The following is a 19160-nucleotide window of genomic DNA, read 5'->3' as shown; positions in this document are numbered from 1 at the left end:
AAGGGTCAGGGCCTGAGCACCTGGACGCGGTTGCGCCCGCCATGCTTCGCCGCATAGAGCGCCGCGTCCGCATGCTTCGTGGCATCTTCCAGCAGCGCGAAGTCCCGCACCGACGCCAGCCCGCAGGAGAACGTCACGGCGCGGTCCTCGACGCCCAGATTGGTATCGAGCGCGACCGTCGCCCGCAGCCTCTCCATGACGAGGCGCGCCTCGTCGAGCGTGGTGTCGGGCAGGAGCACGGCGAATTCCTCGCCGCCCCAGCGCGCGGCGACATCGCTGCGGCGCACGTGGTCCTCGATGCGGCGGGCCAGCGCCTTGAGCACGAGGTCGCCGACATCGTGGCCGCACTCGTCGTTGATGCGCTTGAAATGATCGATGTCGATCAGCGCCAGCACTGCATTGGAGCGCCCGCGCAGTATCTGCTTGGCCGAATCGAGGAACCCGCGGCGGTTGCGGATTCCGGTCAGCGGATCACGCTCGGCCGCATCGACAAGGCGCTCGATGCGCGCCGCGTTTTCATGCGCAGCAGTCGTCACGCCGCGCAGCAGGCGGCCGACGAGGTCGTCGGCGCCTTGCGGGATCGCCGCGATCCGCTCGCCCATCTGGATCGACTGGAGCATCGTCGTCGCCTGCGCGATCGGGGCGAGCAGCGCATGAATTGCCGCAAGCCCCAGGCCCGTGCCCACCAGCGTGGCGACGAGGAGCGTGAGCAGGGTATCGAGTTGCCAATGCCCGGTCGTCGCCTGCAGCACGATGCAGGCGATGAGAGGCACGTGAACGACGCCGAAGCATACGAAAAGAATCCGCCGCTCATAACTGCGGGGGAACAGGAAAGTCGTGGCCTGGTAGAAGCGCATGGGGGGAATGCCTCTTCTGCTGAAGCTAAGAATGAAACGCGATTGCGCCGCCTCCCGCTTACGGAGCCGAATCTTATGCAAACGTTAAATTACGTGATGAAACGGGCGGTTAACCTTTGACGGCGCCCAAACGAAAAGGCCGAGGAACACGTCCTCGGCCCCTGTGGACAAATGCGCGGACAAGTCCGTGCAAAAGGCGTTCATATCCCGGCATGGCGCCGGGACAAGCCTCAGCTTTCGAGCTGGCGCAGCAGCGAGCGTACGTCGCCGTCCATGTCGGCATCGCGCGTGCGCAATTCCTCGATCAGGCGCACCGCATGGATCACCGTCGAGTGATCGCGGCCACCGAACTTGCGGCCGATCTCCGGATAGGAACGCGGCGTCAGCACCTTGGCGAGGTACATCGCCACCTGACGTGGGCGCACGACGCGCGCGCGCGGCGCTTGCTGCTCATCTCGGTGCGGTCGATGCGGTAAAACTGGCAGACCGTGCGCTGGATCTCGTCGATGGTGATCCGGCGACGGTTGGCCGAGAGGATGTCGGTCAGCTGCTCTTCGGCGAGCTGGAGCGAAACCGCCTGCCCGGTCAGCTGCGCATAAGCGATCAGCTTGTTGAGGCCGCCGACCAGTTCACGCACGTTGCGGTTGATGGTGCGCGCCAGGAACTCGATGACGTCGGCAGGCACTTCGACCGAGGCGAAACGGCCGAGACGATTCTCGAGGATCGAGCGGCGCAGTTCGATGTCGGCGGGCTGGATGTCGGCGACGAGGCCCATCGACAGGCGCGAGAGCAGGCGCGGCTCGACGCCGTCGAGCGCCTGGGGCGCACGGTCGGCGGCGAAGACCAGACGCTTGCCTTCCTGCAGCAGCGCATCGATCGTGTAGAGCAGTTCTTCCTGCGCCGATGCCTTGCCGATGATGAACTGGATGTCGTCGACCAGCAGCAGGTCGAAGCCGCGCAGGCGCGACTTGAATTCGATCATCTGGTTCTGGCGCAGCGCCTGCACGAACTCGACCATGAAACGCTCGGCCGAGCAGTAGAAGATCTGCGCGTGGGGGTGCGCTGCAAGATAGGCGTGACCGATCGCGTGCAGAAGGTGCGTCTTGCCCTGACCCGTAGCGGCCTTGAGGTAGAGCGGCGAGAACTGCGGCTGCTCGGTAGCGGCCATGCGCTGCGCGGCGTTGCAGGCCAGCACGTTGGAGGTGCCGGTGACGAAGCTGGTGAAGGTCTGCGAGGCATCGATGCCTGCAGGACCCTGGCCGAGCGAGGCGAACGATCTCGCCTGCAAGCGCAACCGACAGCGGGTCCGCGACGCCGGCAGCCAGATCGTTGGCCGGGGCGCTGGCGGGACGGCCACCACCGCCACCCAGACGCAGTTCGGGCAGCTGGCGACGGCCGGGATGCACGAGGATGCGCACGTGACGCACGTCGGGCCGCGCGATCTTCCATGCCAGCGACAGGCGATCGGCAAAGCGGTCGTTGACCCAGTTCGCCGAGAACTCCGTCGGCAGATACAGATCGAGCGTACCGGTTTCCTTGCACCAGTTGCCCGGCTGGATCGGCTTGATCCACTGGCTGTGTGCCTGATGCCCAAGATCCTTGCGCAGGCCCTGGCTGATGTCCGCCCAGTCCGCCGCCAGGTTTACGGCTTCCTGATCCTCTTCCATCGCCACTCGCACCGCCTTCGACTTCCTATTCAAGTTCGTACCTTCGACCATCGCGGTCACTGGGGATTCACCGAGGGGTGTCCTGCTGATGTATTCGACATCGTTTCGAACCCCCTTGTTCGCGTGTGTTGGCGTGATCCCGCCGGTGACGCGAAACAGAGCGACCAGCGCATCCAAAGTAAAAACTTCCCCTCACCGCGAACGCTTGTCCGCGGCGGTTGTTCCACTGTGAATCGCTGTATCCCCGGCCCGTTCCGCAACGGCCGGGGACCCTTTAGGAACCGGTTTGCAGCGCAGGCAAGACGGCGATCCCCAAATAAAAAAATTATGAAGGTTGACTCACGTGGGAGTGCCCAAAATCCGTAGCCAAACTGTAATACGCTTAAAAATCAGCGCGTTGCGCATTGCAGCACTCCGAATCGCAGTGTTTCCGGGGCTTTGCTTTGCCCCATGCTGCGATGCCGCAAAAACGAGAACGGAGCCGAGGTCAGGCGACCCCGGCTCCGTTCTTGTTTCGTCCTGAGACAGGTAGCTAGCAACCTATCCTAGTCGGCGAATCACCCTCTCGAATCGGAGAGGGTGGCTCGAATCAGAGAGCGGCGACGCGCTTCGTCAGACGCGACATCTTGCGCGCTGCGGTGTTCTTGTGGAGCACGCCGCGTGCAACGCCGCGAGCCAGCTCGGGCTGCGCTTCCTTGAGGGCGGCAACAGCCGCGTCCTTGTCGCCACCGGCCAGGGCGCCTTCGACCTTCTTCAGGAAGGTGCGGATGCGGCTCACGCGGTTGGTGTTGATCTCTGCACGGCGATCGTTGCGACGGATGCGCTTGCGAGCTTGCGGCGTATTGGCCATCGATATTCCTCTGTCTGGGCGGCCAACACGGTGAGCGGCCCCAATTGCCTAACGAATCTATTCGGCGAACGGACTCGCCGGAAAGCGCGCCCCTTACAGTTCGGGCGGGGTTCCGTCAAGCCGAGGCGGCGGCGCGAAACCGCCTATTTCTGGCGTTCGTGGCCGCAAGCGGCCACGCTCAGACGCCGCGCGGCCATAGTACATTCCGGTGCGGCGCTACCGCTGGCAGCGCCGGCACCAGAAGGTGCTCCGCCCGCCCTGCACGAAGCGCAGGACCGGTGCGCCGCAACCGCAAGGATCGCCCTCACGCCCATAGACCTGCCACGATGCCGCGAAGTAGCCGAGTTCGCCGTTCGGCTGCGCGTAGTCCTTGATGGTCGAGCCCCCGCCGCGATCGATTCGCCCAGCACCTGCTTGATCGCGGGCACCAGCCGGGCCAGCGCGGGCAGGCTGACGCGCCCCGCCTCCTTGTCCGGCCGTATCCCGGCGCGGAACAGCGCCTCGCACACGTAGATGTTGCCGAGCCCCGCCACGATGGTCTGGTCGAGCAGCATCTGCTTGATCGGCGCGATCCGCCCCGCAAAAGCCGCGCGCAGATGTGCCGGCGTCAGGCCGTCGCCCAGCGGCTCCGGCCCGAGCGAAGCGAACGCCCCCAGACGTCGAGCGTCGCGGTCGGGGCGAGATCGACCGAACCGAACCGCCGCGCGTCGTTGAGCGCCAATACGTGACCGGAGCCCGTCTCCAGCACGAGATGATCGTGCTTGTCGGGCGTCTCCGGCTCGATCCGCCAGCGACCGGACATGCCGAGGTGGAACACCATGGTCTGTTCGCGGTCGGTATGGATCAGCCCGTACTTTGCCCGGCGTCCCATGCCAGTGACCCGCGCGCCAGTGAGCACCTGCACCAGATCGGGCGGGAACGGGCGGCGCAAGTCCGCACGGTTCAGCGTGACGCGGGCGATCCGCTCACCGTCGAGGAAGCGCTCGAGCCCGCGCACGGTGGTTTCGACTTCAGGAAGCTCAGGCATCGGAGGGTAGATAGGGTGTGGCGTTCAACTCGCCAATCCCACCCTCGTCATTGCGAGCGCAGCGAAGCAATCCAGGGCAGTATAATGCCACCCTGGATTGCTTCGCTGCGCTCGCAATGACGAACGTCGGAGCAGGCGCTCAGAGAATATGCCCGGTCCGGTCGCGCTTGGTTTCGAGATAGCGCGCGTTGTGCGGGTTGGGCGGCAACTGGTGCGGCACCCGCTCCACTACCTCGACGCCGACGCCTTTCAGCGCCGCGACCTTGGCCGGGTTGTTGGTCATCAGCCGGATCGCCCGTACCCCCAGCAGGTCCAGCATCCGCGCCGCCACCGGGAAATCGCGCGCCTCGGTCGGCAGGCCGAGGCGGTTGTTGGCGTCCACCGTGTCGTAGCCCGCATCCTGCAGCGCATAGGCACGCAGCTTGTTGACGAGGCCGATGCCGCGCCCCTCCTGCCGCAAGTACAGCAGCACGCCCCAGCCCCCTCTCCGGCCTCCGCCGACATTGCCCGCAGCGCTGCGTTCAGCTGCGGCCCGCAGTCGCACTTGAGGCTGCCGAGAATGTCGCCGGTCAGGCATTCGGAATGGAGGCGCACCAGCGGCGGCCGGTCGCCGTCCTGCGTACCGATGACGAGCGCGACGTGCTCACGCAAGTCGTCGAGCGCGCGGAACGCGACGATCTCGGCATTCTCCGCCGCCTCGACGGGCAGCTTCGCGCGCGAGGCTATCGCGAGGTGCGCGGTGTCTTTCCACGCGGCGAGGTCGGCACTGGAAACGTCCTGCGCCTCGCCATCCTGATTCGGCGCGACGAGGAAGGCGGGCAGGATACCGGCAAGCCGCGCCAGTTCCATCGCGGTGCGCGCCGCATCGCCATCCTCGATATGCTCGGCCGCGAAGGGACCTTTCATCGGATAGGCGAGGTCGAGCGCGGGATCGGCCACCGCGCGCGCGGTGTCGAGGTCGAAGGGCTCGGCGGCGCAGATCAGCACCGGCGCTTCGGGCACGGCGGCCTCGCGCTGGTTGGCGAGCTTCAGCGTCGCCGCGCGGGCGGCCGAAATCAGCATGCGCGGGGCGGTGACGCCGGGCGCGAAGGCCGTCTCGGCGGGAAGCAGCACCACGCCGGCCACCCGCACCGGCCAGCCATGGCGCAGCGCGTCGAGCGCCAGCGCCACGCGGCGCGTCGAGGCGGCCTCCTCGCTCAGAGTTCGAACTCGGTGACGAGCGGGATGTGGTCGCTCGGCTGGTCCCAGCGGCGCGTTTCCTCGACGAAGTGGTGCCCGCGCGCCTGCGGGGCGAGGTCCGGCGAGGCCCACATGTGATCGAGGCGGCGGCCCTGGTCCTTCTGGCGCCAGTAGCTGCGGTAGGACCACCAGGAATAGTTGCGTTCCGGCGCCGGGATGAAGCGGCGGCCGAGATCGTCGAAGCCCGCCGCGTCCTGCAGGCGCTTGAGGGTTTCCACTTCAAGCGGGGTATGGCTGACGACCTTGAGCAGCGCCTTGTGATCGTAGACGTCCGATTCGAGCGGGGCGATGTTGAAGTCGCCGACGATCAGGGTCGGGCGGTCGATCTTGTCGGCCCAGCGGGTCATGCGTTCGAGGAAGTCGAGCTTCTGGCCGAACTTGGGGTTCACCTCGCGGTCGGCGACGTCGCCTCCTGCCGGGATGTAGACGTTCTCCAGCACCATGCCCTGCCCGGGGCCGAGCAGTTCGACGCCGATGTGCCGGGCCTCGCCGTTGTCCTGCCAGTCGTGCTTCGAGAAGTCGCGGAACGGCACTTTCGAGACAGTCGCGACGCCATGATAGCCCTTCTGGCCGTGGATGGCGCGGTGGGTGTAGCCGAGGCGCTCGAACATCTCGTGGGGGAACAGGGGCTCCGCCACCTTGATCTCCTGCAGGCACAGCACGTCGGGGGCCTGCTCGGTGAGGAAACGTTCGACCTGGTCGATGCGCAGGCGGACGGAGTTGATGTTCCAGGTGGCGATCTTCATGCGCGTGGCTTTAGGCATCGCCTGCGGGAATTGCCAGTCCCCGACCTCGCGTAAACCGAGGGTGCCCCTCCACCATCCTGCGGATGGCCCCCTCCCCGTTCCGGGGAGGATGCGTGTGCTTTTCTTGGGTCAGGATTGGCTCAGGCCGGAGCGAGAACGGTGCCGTTCGCAGCCCGGCATGGGCCAATCCTGACCAAGAAAACAGAAAACCCTCGAGCCGGGGGCAGAGGCTCGAGGGTTCCTGTAAGCGTTCGTCACGCTAGTATCAGAGCGGTCACTCAGGAGGCGCGGGCAACAGGGGGAAACCCGCCTCACAACCGTTCTGACAAGACCTATATGGGGCGTGGCTCCTGACTGCCAAGTGAACGAAGTTAAGAAAACTGTCGCCGTTTGTCGCTAGAGCCGCACATTCGGCGATAAAACGCCTTCCGTCATCGACGATCAGGGGTTGGTCACTTAACGACGATTGCGCGGGCGCGGGTCGTTCCAGCGGAAGTCGTTGTCGGTCACCGGGACGCCATAGCGCTGGTTGGACAGGCTGATGGTGGTGCGCTTGTTCTGCGAATCGAGCGAGACCCAGTAGGTCAGTTCCAGCCCGCCCGGGGCCGACGCCTTGCGCGTGAAGATCAGGGTGATCACCCCGTACTCGGGGTGCGAGCGATCGCGCACCTCGATGCTGACGACGCCCGGATTGCCGGTCTGGATCAGCTTGCCGAACTTCGCGACGTCGCGGCTGGGATCGAGCAGCGCGCCGAGCGGGCTGTTCTTGATCGGCCAGCGCTGCACCTGGCGCACTTCATAGTCGATGAAGTTCAGCGCCCTGCCGTCGCCGACGATCAGCATCTTGGCGCTCGGCTGATACTGGAAGCGGATCTTGCCGGGGCTCTTCATCGTCAGCACGCCGCTGACGGTCTGCCCCGAGCGGTCGGTCTGGACGAAGTCCGCCTTCAACGTGCCGATGCCGCGCAAGGCCGCGACGGCCTGCTCGACTTGTTTCGCGTCATCGGGCGCGGCTGCGACAGCCTGCGCGGGGACGAGAGCGGCGGACACGGAAAGCGCGGCCAAAGCGGCCGCGCTCACACAGGATCGAAAGGTTTTTGTCACGTGGTTCATGGCTTTCCCGTTGGGTCCACAGCCTTGAACCGACCGTGAACCTTACTTGATCTTGGCTTCCTTGAACTCGACGTGCTTGCGCACGACGGGATCGTACTTCTTGAAGCTGAACTTCTCGGTCGTGTTCCGCGGATTCTTCTTGGTCACGTAGAAAAAGCCGGTGTCGGCGGTCGAGACAAGACGGATCTTGACGGTTGCGGGCTTCGCCATGGCGGTATCCTGTACTTTCTAAGTTGCAGCCGCCCTGGCAGGCCGGCGTTACGAAAAACTATAAAGGGGCGACACCGAGGCGCCGCCCTTCAAGGTTGCGCCCCTTGCTGGATTGGCCTCGCAAAGTCAAGGGCGCGGCACCGATCTGCGTGATGCTCAGGAGAGCGGAAACGGCTTTATCGGCTCCAGGACGCCGAATTTCTCGCGCTTCGGTTCGGCATCGAGTGGCGGCAGGTCGAGTTCGGGCGCTTCCACTTTCGTATCGGGCAGCCGCGCCAGCAGATCGCGAATCAGGGTCAGACGGCCGAGCCGCTGGTCGTTGAAGTCCACCAGCGTCCACGGCGCATGATCGGTATGCGTGGCCTTGAGCATCGCCTCGCGCGCCTTGGTATATTCGCCGTACTTGTCGCGCGCGGCGATATCGACCGGCGACAGCTTCCAGCGCTTGAGCGGGTCGTCCAGCCGTTCGTGGAGGCGCTCCTCCTGCTTGTCCTGATCGCAGGAGAGCCAGTATTTGAACAGCAGGATACCGTCGTCGATCAGCATCTTCTCGAAGGTGGGCGCGTGGCGCAGGAACGCATCGACCTCGTCCCCGGTGGCATAGCCCATCACCTTCTCGACCCCGGCGCGGTTGTACCACGAGCGGTCGAACAGGACGATCTCGCCCTTCGCCGGCAGATGGTCGACGTAGCGCTGGAAGTACCACTGGCCCTGCTCGCGCTCGCTCGGCGCGGCCAGCGCCACGGTGCGACACTGGCGGGGGTTGAGTTGGCCGGAGACGGCCTTGATCGCGCCGCCCTTGCCCGCCGTATCGCGCCCTTCGAACAGGATGACGATGCGCGCGCCCTTCTTCTGCGCCCAGCGCGCCATGCCGACGAGTTCCTCCTCCATCGGCTCGAGGAGCTTCTCGTAATCCTTGCGGCCGAGTTTCTCCTCTTTGCTCATGTCTTCAGATCCTCGACAGCAGGAACAGCGCCAGTGCGCCAGCGACGATACGATACCACGCGAAGGGTGCGAAGCCGGATTTGCTGACGAAGGCCATGAACGCCTTGATCACCACCAGCGCGACGATGAACGAGACGACGAAGCCGACCGCGATCTCGTTCCAGCCCACTGGCCCCGCGCCCGCCATCAGTTCCTTGTGGTGCTTGAGAAGTTCCAGAGTCGTGGCACCGACCATGGTGGGCACGGCGAGGAAGAAGCTGAACTCGGCCGCCGTCCGGCGCTCGATCCCCATCGACAGCGCGCCCATGATCGTCGCGCCCGAGCGGCTGACGCCCGGCACCATGGCGAGGCACTGCGCGAAACCGACGCCGATACACTTGACTGCGGGCAGTTCCGAAACGCCGGTAAGCGGGCCGGGCTTGGCGACCTTCTCGATGCCGAGGATCGCGATGCCACCGATGATGAGCGCCCAGGCGACCACCGCGGGCTCACCCAACAGGCCCTCGATATAATTGTTGAACAGCAGGCCCAGCACCGCCGAAGGGATGAAGGCCAGCAGCACGTTGCGCACGAAGCGGATCGAGGTGGGGTTGAGCTTGAGCAGCCCCATGCCCACGGCCCAGAACGTGCGCCAGAACTGCACGATCACGGCCAGGATCGCGCCCAGCTGGATGACGATGTTGAAGGTCGCCCACTGGCTCGAATCATAGCCGAACAGGCGGGTGGCAAGGATGAGATGGCCAGTCGAGGAGACGGGCAGGAACTCGGTGAGGCCCTCGACAATGCCGAGGAGGATCGCGGTTAGGGTCAGGTCCATAAGCTGGAGGTCATGCCGCACCGGGCGGGCAAGTCAACCGGGGACGTGCTGCATTGCAGAAATGTGAGGTGGAAGACCCTGTTCGTCATTGCGAGCGAAGCGAAGCAATCCAGGGGCGGCGTGGTGCTGCCCTGGATTGCTTCGCTTCGCTCGCAATGACGAAGGGTGGGTGAAAGCCCCAATTCTGCTGCCCTTTCAGGCGGCAGAATTGGGGCCTTGCTTAGCTCACCAGATCCGCACGCGGTCCTTGGGCGCGAGGTACAGCTTGTCGCCCGGCTTCACGCCGAACGCCTTGTACCATTCGTCGAAGTTGCGCACGATGCCGTTGACCCGGTACTGCGGCGGCGAGTGCGGGTCGGTGACGAGGAACTGGCGCGCCTGCGCCTCGCGCACCTTCGAACGCCAGACCTGCGCCCAGCCCATGAAGAAGCGCTGGTCGCCGGTGACGCCGTCGATCACCGGCGCTTCCTTGCCGTTCAGCGAGAGCTTGTAGGCGCGGTAGGCGAGACTGAGGCCGCCGAGATCGCCGATGTTCTCGCCCATCGTCAGCTTGCCGTTGACGCAGGCCTTGCCATCCTTGCCGTCGTCGAACGGGCAGAAGGCATCGTACTGCGCCGCCAGCGCCGCCTGCAGCTTCTGGAACGCAGCGAGATCCTGCGGCGTCCACCAGTCGCGCAAGTTGCCGGTGCCGTCGTACTTGGCGCCCTGGTCGTCGAAGCCGTGGCTCATCTCGTGGCCGATGACCGCGCCGATGCCGCCGTAATTGACCGCCGGATCGGCCGAGAGGTTGAAGAACGGCGGCTGCAGGATCGCCGCCGGGAATACGATCTCGTTCATCGCCGGGTTGTAGTAGGCGTTCACCGTCTCGGGCAGCATGCCCCATTCAGTGCGATCGACCGGACCGCCGATGCGGTTCATGTCGAAGGCGGTCTGCCACTTGCCCGCCGCCATGGTGTTGCCCAGCGGGTCGGTGGGCGAGAAGGTCAGGCCCTCATAGGTCTTGAACACGTCCGGCTGGCCGATCTTGGGGGTGAAGGCGTCGAGCTTCTCCTCGGCCTTTACCCGCGTGACCGGGCTCATCCACTTGAGATCCTTGAGGTTGGCGGCCATCGCCTTGCGCAAGTTGGCGACGAGGTCGGCCATCGCCGCCTTCTGCGCGGGCGGGAAGTACTTCGCCGCGTAGAGCTTGCCGACGAGTTCGCCCGCCATGCCCTCGACCGCCGCGATACCGCGCTTCCAGCGGGGACGCTGCTCGGGCTGGCCGCTCAGGGTCTTGCCGTAGAAATCGAAGGTGGCGGCATCGATGTCGCTGGGCAGGACCGAGGCGTTGTCGCGCAGGAAGTGCGCGGCGAGGTAGGCCTGCCAGGTGGCGATGGGGGTGGTCTCGATCAGCTTGACGACGGCCGGCATGCCGGGGCCGAACTGGTCGCCCGCCTTGGCCGGGTCGATCCCGGCGGCCTTGAACTCCTCGGCCGTCGGCGGCATCTCGCCGATCAGCACGTAGCTGGCCTTGTCCGCGCCCACGGCCGACAGGAACGCCTTGACGACGCCGGGCGAGCCCATTGCTTCGAATTCGGCGAGCGGCACCTTGTTGTACGTGAGGTCCGGGTTGCGGGCGGCGGCACGGTCCCAGTCGGCCTTGGCGAGCTGCGTTTCCAGCGCCAGCACCGAAGCGGCGGCGGCCGGGGCATCGGCGTAGCCCGCCTTGCCGAGCACGAACGTCAGGTAGGCCTTGTACTTGTCGCGCAGTTCGATCGAGCGTGCGTCGGTCTTCAGGTAGTAGTCGCGGTCGGGCAGGCCCATGCCGGAGATATTGGCATTGAGCGCGTAGATGTCGCTCTGCTTGTCGTCGGCGCCGACATAGAGGCCGATCGGCGAGGCATAGCCGGGCTTGCCGAACAGCGTGGCGATGTCGGTGGGGGTCTTCGCCGCCTTGATCGCGGCGAGGTAGGGCTGCGCCGGGGCGAGGCCCGCCTTGTTGATTGCATCGACGTCCATGAACGCCTTCCAGGCGGCGGCGATGCGCGCGGCGTCCGAGCCGGGCGCCGGGTTGGCGGCAAGCAGATCGTCGAGGATGCCATGGACGCGGTTTTCCGAAAGGTCGCTCAGTTCGATGAACGAGCCCCAGCGGGTGCGGTCGGCGGGAAGCACCGCCGTCTTGTTCCACACGCCGTTGACGTAGGCGTCGAAGTCGTCGCCCGGCTTGGCCCCAGTGTCGATCCACTGGGTCTGGACGCCGAACTTGCCCCAGTCGGCCGAGGGCGCGAGCGCGGGCTTGGCTGCGGGCGCAGCGTCCTGCGCGAAGACGGGAGCGGAGAAGGCGAGAACGGAAAGCGCGGCGCTCGCAAGGAGCGCCTTGCCGGCATAACGAAGCATGTCGTGACCTTTCGGACGGGGGCGACAGGATATTTCGGCCGGATCAGGACGACCGGCGATGGCGCGTAACTTAGTTACACGCGCGCGCAACGCCAGTGAAAAAGGAGCAGTGATGGAGGTAAATTGAAGGCCGTGCCGCTGGTTGCGAAGGCGAGGCCAATCTCGCTTCGTCATTGCGAGCGCAGCGAAGCAATCCAAGGCGGTGTAACGCTGCCCTGGATTGCTTCGCTGCGCTCGCAATGACGAAAGGGGCGCCTCAGCCCAGCGGCGCGATCGGCTGCCCCGAGACGACAGTGTCGAACTGCAGCGACGCCAGCCGCGCATAGAGGCCGCCCTGCCCGCTCAGGCTTTCATGCGTGCCCTGCTCGACGATACGGCCGCCATCCATCACGACGATGCGGTCCGCCTTGCGCACGGTGGCGAGGCGGTGAGCGATGACCAGCGTGGTGCGCTGCGCCATCAGCGTCTCGACCGCGTCCTGCACCAGCCGTTCGCTCTCGGCATCGAGCGCGCTGGTGGCTTCGTCGAGCAGCAGGATCGGCGCGTCGCGCAGCAGCGCGCGGGCGATGGCGATGCGCTGGCGCTGGCCGCCCGAAAGGCGCGCACCGTCTTCGCCGAGGAACGTGTCGAGGCCCTGCGGCAGCGCGCGCAGGAAACCTTCGGCGTTGGCCGCGCGGGCCGCCTGCCAGATCGCCTCGTCGTCGGCATTCCAGTTGCCGTAGCGCAGATTGTCGCGCGCGGAGGCGGCGAACAGCACGCCTTCCTGCGGAACCAGGGCGATGCGCTGGCGGATCTCGGCTGGATCGGCGGAGGCGAGCGGGACACCGTCGATCTTGATGGCGCCGCCCTGCGGGTCGTAGAACCGCTCGGCCAGCTGGAACAGCGTCGACTTGCCCGCGCCCGAGGGGCCGACGATAGCGACGGTCTCGCCCGGCTCGATGGTCAGATTGAAGTCGTGCAGCGCCGGAAGTTCGGGCCGCGAAGGATAGCGGAAGGTCACGCGCTCGAACGCCAGTTTGCCGCGCGCCGGGCTCGGCAGCACCAGAGCGCGCGCCGGAGGGGCGATGGTGGGATGCTCGCTCAGCAGCTCGGCGAGGCGGCTGGCCGCGCCCGCGCCGCGCACGAGATCGCCGTAGACCTCGGTGAGCGAGCCGAACGCGCCTGCGACGATGCCCGCCGTTACCACGAAGGCGGCGATGGTGCCGCCGGTGATGGAGCCCTCGGCCACGCCGATCGCGCCGCGCCACATGATCATGGTGATCGAGCCGAAGATCAGGAACATGATCACCGCGGTCATGATCGCGCGGATCATGATGCGGTGACGGCCGGTATCGAACGTGCGCTCCACAGCGGCGGCGAAGCGGCCCTGCTCGCGGCCTTCCTGGTTGAACGCCTGCACGACCTTCAATGCGCCCAGCACTTCGGCAGTCAGCGCGCCGATGTCTGCCACGCGGTCCTGGCTGGATCGCGAGACGGCGCGCAGCTTGCGACCGAAAGCGGCGATCGGCAGGATCACCACCGGAATGGCGATGACCAGCCACGCCGTCAGCCCCGGCTCCAGCGCGAAGAGATAGATCACCCCGCCCAGCGCCATGATCGCGTTACGCAGCGCGACCGAGACGGTGGTGCCCACGATCTGCTCGATGATCGCGGTGTCGGCGGTCATGCGCGAGGAGATTTCCTTGGGGCTGTTCTCCTCGAAGAAGCTCGGCGCCAAAGTCAGCAGGTGGCGCTGCACGCGCAGGCGAATGTCGCCGACGACGCGCTCGCCCAGCCACGAGACCGAGTAGAACCGGATCGCCGTTGCAATGGCGAGCACCACGACCACGCCCATCAGCATCAGGAACCACGAGCGGATCGCATTCGGGTCGGCGCCTTGCGCGAAGCCCTTGTCGATGATCTGCCGGAAGCCATAAGGGATCGCCAGCGTCGAGGTCGCCGTCGTAATCAGCGCCGCGCCTGCCGTGGCCATGCGCCCCGGATACTTGAGCATCTCGCGCCAGACCATGCGCAGCGGGCCGAGACTGCGGCGTGGCCGCTTCGGCTCTTCAGTCATGGTCTCTTGCCCCGGGGCATTGCCTTGCGTCCCATCCATGGCGCCGCGCCTTACAGCGTCGCGAAGCGGAGGAAAAGGCTTCCTTCTAGCCATGGACATACTGTCCGATTCGCGGCGAAACGTGCCTCTCTTGCGAAGATCACCTGCCTGAAATCGGAATTGCCGCGTTGCAACGGTAACCTCTAGTTCCCTAGTTGGGGAGTAAGAACCCCTCACAACGGCTGTTTCGGCCCCGAAACGGCCAGGAGAATCGACTTGCTCTACAATGCCTACGAGTTGCAGCGCGCCATGATGAGCAGCGCTGCCGCATGGGCGTCGGTTGGCGCCGAACTGCTGACCAACCCCTCGCTTCCATTCGGTTATTCGGGTCTCGGCCCGGTCATGGCCTCGGCACTGGACGTCTTCGCGCACGCCGCTTCCCCCGCGGAAAGCCCTCGTTTGACATCGAGACCGTGACCGTCGACGGCAAGATCCAGCCGGTCACCGAATCGATCGTGCTGCACAAGCCGTTCGGCAACCTGCTGCGATCTCGAGCATCCTGGATTCGGCAAGGACGCGCCCAAGCTCCTTATCGTCGCACCGATGAGCGGCCACTATGCCACCCTGCTGCGCGGCACCGTCGCGCGCATGGTGGAAAGCGCCGAAGTCTACATCACCGACTGGGCCGACGCGAAGCTGGTGCCGATGAGCGCCGGGCGCTTCGATCTCGACGACTACATCGATTACGTCATTTCTTTCCTCGAACACATCGGCCCCGGCACCCACGTCCTCGCGGTGTGCCAGCCCTCGGTTCCGGCCTACGCCGCCGCCGCGATCATGGGCGCCAAGGAGCACCCCTGCCGTCCCGCCACTCTCACCATGATGGGCGGCCCGATCGACACGCGCGAGGCGCCCACCAGCGTCAATGACGTGGCGATGCAGCAGCCGCTTTCGTGGTTCCAGCAGAACGTCATCGCCACCGTTCCGGCGACCTATCCGGGCGGCGGCCGCCGCGTCTATCCGGGCTTCCTGCAGCTTGCCGGGTTCATGGCGATGAACCTCGGCAGCCACATGATGAGCCACTACGGCATGTTCAAGCACATGGTCGCGGGCGACGGTGACAGCGCCGATGCCACCAAGGCCTTCTACGACGAATATCGCGCGGTCTGCGACATGACCTCGGAATTCTACCTGCAGACGATCGAACACGTGTTCCAGAACCACTCTCTGCCCAAGGGCGAGTTCGTCCATCGCGGCGAGCGGATCGACCTGTCCGGCATCCGCGACACGGCGCTGCTGGCGATCGAGGGCGAGAGGGACGATATCTCCGGCATCGGCCAGACCCGCGCCGCGCTGCACCTTGCCAGCCACCTGCCCGAGAAGCGCAAGAAGTACTACCTCGCCGCCGAGGTGGGCCACTACGGCATCTTCAACGGCAGCAAGTGGCGGACGCAGATCGCCCCGGTGCTGGAGGACTGGATCGCCCAGCACCAGCGCAAGCCGCTCAAGGTGGTAGCCTGATGTTTGTGGCGGGGTCGCGCCTAAGTCGCGGCCCCGCCAAACGTTTTTTGCGGCGGAACGCTCCCGCCCAGCGCCGATCGCGCGACGAGATGGTGGATCACCGGGACCGATTGTGGTATTACCGCCACTATGGATCGCGCACATAGTCGAAGGAAAATACTGAAGGGCGGGCTTGTCGCCGGCATCGGTCTGGCTTTGCCCGCGCGGGCTTTCGCCTCCGAAGGTGTCCTTCCCGATCTCGACCGCGCCCGGTGAGGCTCTTGCGCCGCTCGCCGGTGCCTTTCCAAGCAGCCTGACATCGGTTCCCGCATCGCCCACTGGACTATCGCTTTACGAGCGCCGTGTACTCGACGTCGCGTCGAAGCAGGCCGGGCGCGTGCGCAATCATCTGTGGCGCGCCGACGTGGTCGGAATCGTCGATTTTGCGCAGCCTTCGTGGAAACCGCGCCTCCACTTCGCCAATCTGGAAAACGGGACGATGCGCTCGTTCCTCGTCGCGCACGGGCGCGGTTCCGACCCGGCGCACAGCGGCTGGCTGCAGAGCTTTTCCAACGTTCCCGGCTCGGAAGCGACCTCGCGCGGGGCTTACCTCACCGCCGAGTGGTACAAGGGCAAGTACGGCACCTCGATCCGCCTGATGGGTCTGGACAACGACAATTCGATGGCGCTGCCGCGCGCGATCGTCATGCATCCGGCCTGGTACGTCGGCTCCTCGATGATCGACAAGTGGGGCAAGCTCGGTCGCAGCGAGGGCTGCTTCGCCATGAGCGACAACGATTTCAACGAAGCGCTCTGGCACCTTTCCGGCGGTCGCCTGCTGTTCGCGGATCGCATCGGCGAAGGGTGATATTCAACGCCGCGTTGCGGCCGGTTCACGGCTGCTGCGGTTAGACACGCCTCCGTCGCAATGATACGCATCGTATCATGGACACCAGCCTGAACGGCCTCAAGCGCGAGGCTCCCACCGATGCACGACAGGTCCGCTCGCGGCAGGCGCTGACCTCGGCGCTGCTGGCGCTGCTTGAAATCAAGCCGTTCGACCAACTGACGATCCGCGAGATCAGCGCGCGCGCCGGAACCGGGTACGCCACTTTCTTCCGGCACTACCCGACCAAGGAAGCGCTGCTGGCCGACGTCGCCGCGCATGAGATCGAGGATCTGCTCGGCCGCACGATCCCCATCCTCTACGCCGCCAACAGCTACGAATCGACGCTGGAAGTCTGCCGCCATGTCCACGAGCACGCGATGCTGTGGTCGGCGCTGCTGACCGGCGGCGCAGCGGGCATCGTGCGCGAGGAGTTCATCCGCCAGGCGCTCGGCCTCGCGGAAAGCGCGCAGTCGCGCCATTCGTGGTTGCCTTCGGATCTCGGCACCATCCACGGCACCGGCGCGACCATCGACATCCTTGCATGGTGGTTGGCGCAGGGCGGGGACAAGCCCGCCTCCACCCGCAGCCCCGAGGAAGTGGCGACGATCCTGCACCGTCTGGTCATCGCCCCACTGGTCGGCGACACGATGGAGCGCCAAGCGGCGCGCGCGTGATGACGCTGACCGACGCCCCCGTTCTTGGCGGCATGATCGAGGACGCGGACTGGCCCGAGTTCGGCTGGATCGACGACGTGCGCCCCGCCTTGCGCGCGGCCCTCACGGCAGGCCGTCCGGCGGCGCTGGCGACACTCTACAAGGTCGCGGGCAGCGCGCCGCGCGGTCCCGGCGCGCAAATGCTGTTCGCCGCAGGGTCCGACGGCCAGATCGCCGCGAGCGGCTATTTCTCGGGCGACTGCATCGAGGGCGACGTCGCCAACCACGCCGCGCAAGTGCTCGCCGACGGCAAGCCGAAGCGGTTGCATTACGGCATGGGCAGCCCCTGGATCGACCTTCGCCTGCGCTGCGGCGGCGCGCTGCATGTGCTGCTGGAGCGGATCGCGCCGGATTCGCCCGCCGCCGCCGCGCTGCTGCACCACGCCGCCGAGCGCCGCACCTGCCTCTGGGCGAGCGACGGCGAAACGCAAGAGGCGCGCGAGGAGGACGGCCCGTTGCTGGACTTTCGCGAGGACCCGTTCCGCATCGCCCGCCGGTACGATCCGCCGCGCCGCCTGATCGTCTCGGGCGGCGATCCCGGCGCGCTCGCCGCCGCGAAGCTCGGGGCGATGGCGCAGTTCGAGACGATCCTGCTGCGCCCCGGCGGCCCGCATGCGCCGCCGCCCTTCCCCGTCTCGCGCTACTTGCGCGAGGAGCCTGCGGACGCCCTCGCCCACCTGAAAGTCGATCGCTGGACCGCCTACCTTGGCGCCACGCATGAGGATCACCACGACCTCGGCGGCTGCCTTGCCGCCTTGCGGGGCGGGGCGGGCTATGTCGGCATGATCGGCGCCAGATCGCGCGCCGCCCAACGCCTCGGCGCGCTGGAAGCGGCGGGCGCGAGCGCGGAGGAACTGGCGCGGCTGCAGCTTTCGCCGGGCGTCCCCGGGCTGGGCAAGTCGCCCTGGGAAGTCGCCACCGGCATCATCGCCGAAATCATGCAGGCGCTGAACCCGGCGCGGGAACGGGCTTGAGCGCGGTCGCACTGGTGCTCGCAGCCGGGCACTCGACCCGATCTCGGCAGCGACAAGCTCTCCGCCCGGCTCGATGGCGAGCCTCTGCTCCATCACGCGATCCGCACCGCCCGCGCCGCGCCGGTAGAGCGGGTGATCGTCGTCGCGCGGCCCGGCCTCGATACGGGCGAATGGCCCGGCACGCCTGCGGTGGAGACACTGCGGCTGGAGAGCTATGCCTTGTCCGAGACACTGAAGGCCGGCATCGCGGCGGCCGGAGAGGCAAAGGCCGCCTTCGTTTTCCTCGGCGACATGCCGCGCATTCCTGCCGAGGTCGCACCGACACTCGCCGCCGCGATCGGCGATGCCTATGCCGCTATGCCCTGTCACGGGGGCAAGCCCGGCCATCCGGTCCTGCTGTCCGCCGCGGCCTTGCCCGCGATCGCCGCGCTCACCGGCGACGAGGGCGCGGGACGCCTGCTGCGCAGCCGCGATGACGTGGTGAGAGTCGAGGTCTCCTCGCCCGCGATCCACTTCGACGTGGACCGCCCGGGCGACCTCGAAAATCTCCCATGACATCGTCATTGCGAGCGTAGCGAAGCAATCCAGGGCGGCCCAAGACTGCCCTGGATTGCTTCGCTACGCTCGCAATGACGAAGGGAGGGTGAACTTAAGCCCGCCCCGTCTCGTTCGAAAGCAGCGCGGGATCGATCCCTTCCGCCCGCCATGTCGCCGACCAGCGCCCCTCCGGCGGCGTTTCGAACAGGACTTCGCGGTGGCCTTCGGCGGCGTACCATCCGTGGTGGCGCATCTCGCCCTCCAGTTGACCCGCGCCCCATCCGGCGTAGCCCAGCGCCATGATCCACTGCGACGGCCCCTGCCCCGCCGCGATCGCGCGCAGCACGTCCATCGAGGCGGACAGCCCGCAAAGCGGCGCGACCTCGATAGTGTCGCTGCCGCCCCAGTCGGTCGAGTGCAGAATGAAGCCGCGCCCCGGTTCGACCGGGCCGCCGTGCATGATCTCGCGGTTGGGCGAGACGCCCGGGTCGAGGCCCAGTTCCTCCAGCACATCGTGGAAACGCACGCCTTCGCGCACGTGGCCGATGCCGACGCCGAGCGCGCCGTCCTCGTCATGCACGCATAACACGTTGACCGAGCGCTCGAAGCGCGGGTCGAACATCCCCGGCATTGCCAATAGGATGCGGCCTGCAAGATACTGCTGC

General features: G+C 66.4%; 14 protein-coding genes and 4 pseudogenes. 5 read left to right on the top strand and 13 right to left on the bottom strand.

Going from position 1 to position 19160, the window contains the following annotated elements; genetic code table 11:
* Positions 1-5 precede the first annotated feature (5 nt).
* The 12 genes and pseudogenes from KZO24_RS01200 to KZO24_RS01145 all read right to left on the bottom strand — a co-directional run bounded on the left by KZO24_RS01200 (position 6) and on the right by KZO24_RS01145 (position 13903).
* Positions 6-857 carry a GGDEF domain-containing protein gene (locus KZO24_RS01200; RefSeq protein WP_486486739.1) on the bottom strand — a complete coding sequence of 284 codons (852 nt, stop codon included), beginning with the start codon at positions 855-857 and terminating at the stop codon, positions 6-8.
* 230 nt (positions 858-1087) lie between these two features.
* Positions 1088-2524, bottom strand: a pseudogene (gene dnaA, locus KZO24_RS01195) (chromosomal replication initiator protein DnaA).
* A gap of 589 nt (positions 2525-3113) precedes the next feature.
* Positions 3114-3374 carry a 30S ribosomal protein S20 gene (gene rpsT, locus KZO24_RS01190; RefSeq protein WP_008829123.1) on the bottom strand — a complete coding sequence of 87 codons (261 nt, stop codon included), beginning with the start codon at positions 3372-3374 and terminating at the stop codon, positions 3114-3116.
* A 216-nt stretch (positions 3375-3590) separates the two neighbouring features.
* Positions 3591-4401, bottom strand: a pseudogene (mutM, locus tag KZO24_RS01185) (bifunctional DNA-formamidopyrimidine glycosylase/DNA-(apurinic or apyrimidinic site) lyase).
* Between the two features lie 139 nt (positions 4402-4540).
* Positions 4541-5601 (bottom strand): annotated as a pseudogene (ribA, locus tag KZO24_RS01180) (GTP cyclohydrolase II).
* Positions 5598-6386 carry an exodeoxyribonuclease III gene (gene xth, locus KZO24_RS01175; RefSeq protein ID WP_271184516.1) on the bottom strand — a complete coding sequence of 263 codons (789 nt, stop codon included), beginning with the start codon at positions 6384-6386 and terminating at the stop codon, positions 5598-5600. Before xth ends, ribA begins: the two are co-directional and overlap by 4 nt.
* Positions 6387-6842: 456 nt before the next feature.
* Complete coding sequence (locus tag KZO24_RS01170; RefSeq protein WP_051586866.1) at positions 6843-7499, bottom strand: LolA family protein; 657 nt, start codon at positions 7497-7499, stop codon at positions 6843-6845.
* 42 nt (positions 7500-7541) lie between these two features.
* On the bottom strand, positions 7542-7709 hold the full coding sequence (gene rpmG, locus KZO24_RS01165) for a 50S ribosomal protein L33 (protein ID WP_008831595.1): 168 nt from the start codon (positions 7707-7709) through the stop codon (positions 7542-7544).
* A 156-nt stretch (positions 7710-7865) separates the two neighbouring features.
* Positions 7866-8654, bottom strand: a complete 789-nt coding sequence (gene ppk2, locus KZO24_RS01160) for a polyphosphate kinase 2 (protein ID WP_036526362.1) — start codon at positions 8652-8654, stop codon at positions 7866-7868.
* Positions 8655-8658: 4 nt separating this feature from the next.
* Entirely contained in the window at positions 8659-9471 is an 813-nt protein-coding gene (locus KZO24_RS01155; RefSeq protein ID WP_008831597.1) for an undecaprenyl-diphosphate phosphatase, read from the bottom strand.
* A gap of 225 nt (positions 9472-9696) precedes the next feature.
* Positions 9697-11847, bottom strand: coding sequence for a M13 family metallopeptidase (locus tag KZO24_RS01150; RefSeq protein WP_271184515.1), 2151 nt, complete (start codon positions 11845-11847; stop codon positions 9697-9699).
* Positions 11848-12103: 256 nt separating this feature from the next.
* Entirely contained in the window at positions 12104-13903 is a 1800-nt protein-coding gene (locus KZO24_RS01145) for an ABC transporter transmembrane domain-containing protein (protein ID WP_271184514.1), read from the bottom strand.
* A 255-nt stretch (positions 13904-14158) separates the two neighbouring features.
* Here KZO24_RS01145 and KZO24_RS01140 point away from each other — a divergent pair.
* The 5 genes and pseudogenes from KZO24_RS01140 to KZO24_RS01120 all read left to right on the top strand — a co-directional run bounded on the left by KZO24_RS01140 (position 14159) and on the right by KZO24_RS01120 (position 18513).
* Positions 14159-15403, top strand: a pseudogene (locus KZO24_RS01140) (polyhydroxyalkanoate depolymerase).
* A gap of 172 nt (positions 15404-15575) precedes the next feature.
* Entirely contained in the window at positions 15576-16250 is a 675-nt protein-coding gene (locus KZO24_RS01135) for a murein L,D-transpeptidase catalytic domain-containing protein (RefSeq protein WP_486486738.1), read from the top strand.
* A 77-nt stretch (positions 16251-16327) separates the two neighbouring features.
* Complete coding sequence (locus KZO24_RS01130) at positions 16328-16945, top strand: TetR/AcrR family transcriptional regulator (RefSeq protein WP_271184512.1); 618 nt, start codon at positions 16328-16330, stop codon at positions 16943-16945.
* Positions 16945-17958, top strand: coding sequence for an XdhC family protein (locus KZO24_RS01125; protein WP_271184511.1), 1014 nt, complete (start codon positions 16945-16947; stop codon positions 17956-17958). Before KZO24_RS01130 ends, KZO24_RS01125 begins: the two co-directional genes overlap by 1 nt.
* A gap of 84 nt (positions 17959-18042) precedes the next feature.
* Entirely contained in the window at positions 18043-18513 is a 471-nt protein-coding gene (locus tag KZO24_RS01120; protein WP_486487200.1) for an NTP transferase domain-containing protein, read from the top strand.
* A 94-nt stretch (positions 18514-18607) separates the two neighbouring features.
* Here KZO24_RS01120 and KZO24_RS01115 read toward each other — a convergent pair whose 3' ends face one another.
* Positions 18608-19117, bottom strand: a complete 510-nt coding sequence (locus KZO24_RS01115; protein WP_008832596.1) for a YqgE/AlgH family protein — start codon at positions 19115-19117, stop codon at positions 18608-18610.
* Between the last annotated feature and the right edge of the window lie 43 nt (positions 19118-19160).

The sequence above is a fragment of the Novosphingobium sp. NFX11 genome (assembly GCF_057376415.1).
Note: the sequence above shows the minus strand (reverse complement) of the source record. Positions and strands in the feature narration are given on the sequence as shown.

Bases quoted from the DNA above. Each gene is read 5' to 3' on its own strand.
- KZO24_RS01200 (WP_486486739.1), bottom strand. From the start codon at position 857: ATGCGCTTCTACCAGGCCACGACTTTCCTGTTCCCCCGCAGTTATGAG.
- rpsT (WP_008829123.1), bottom strand. From the start codon at position 3,374: ATGGCCAATACGCCGCAAGCTCGCAAGCGCATCCGTCGCAACGATCGC.
- xth (WP_271184516.1), bottom strand. From the start codon at position 6,386: ATGAAGATCGCCACCTGGAACATCAACTCCGTCCGCCTGCGCATCGAC.
- KZO24_RS01170 (WP_051586866.1), bottom strand. From the start codon at position 7,499: ATGAACCACGTGACAAAAACCTTTCGATCCTGTGTGAGCGCGGCCGCT.
- rpmG (WP_008831595.1), bottom strand. From the start codon at position 7,709: ATGGCGAAGCCCGCAACCGTCAAGATCCGTCTTGTCTCGACCGCCGAC.
- ppk2 (WP_036526362.1), bottom strand. From the start codon at position 8,654: ATGAGCAAAGAGGAGAAACTCGGCCGCAAGGATTACGAGAAGCTCCTC.
- KZO24_RS01155 (WP_008831597.1), bottom strand. From the start codon at position 9,471: ATGGACCTGACCCTAACCGCGATCCTCCTCGGCATTGTCGAGGGCCTC.
- KZO24_RS01150 (WP_271184515.1), bottom strand. From the start codon at position 11,847: ATGCTTCGTTATGCCGGCAAGGCGCTCCTTGCGAGCGCCGCGCTTTCC.
- KZO24_RS01145 (WP_271184514.1), bottom strand. From the start codon at position 13,903: ATGACTGAAGAGCCGAAGCGGCCACGCCGCAGTCTCGGCCCGCTGCGC.
- KZO24_RS01130 (WP_271184512.1), top strand. From the start codon at position 16,328: ATGGACACCAGCCTGAACGGCCTCAAGCGCGAGGCTCCCACCGATGCA.
- KZO24_RS01125 (WP_271184511.1), top strand. From the start codon at position 16,945: ATGACGCTGACCGACGCCCCCGTTCTTGGCGGCATGATCGAGGACGCG.
- KZO24_RS01115 (WP_008832596.1), bottom strand. From the start codon at position 19,117: ATGTTCGACCCGCGCTTCGAGCGCTCGGTCAACGTGTTATGCGTGCAT.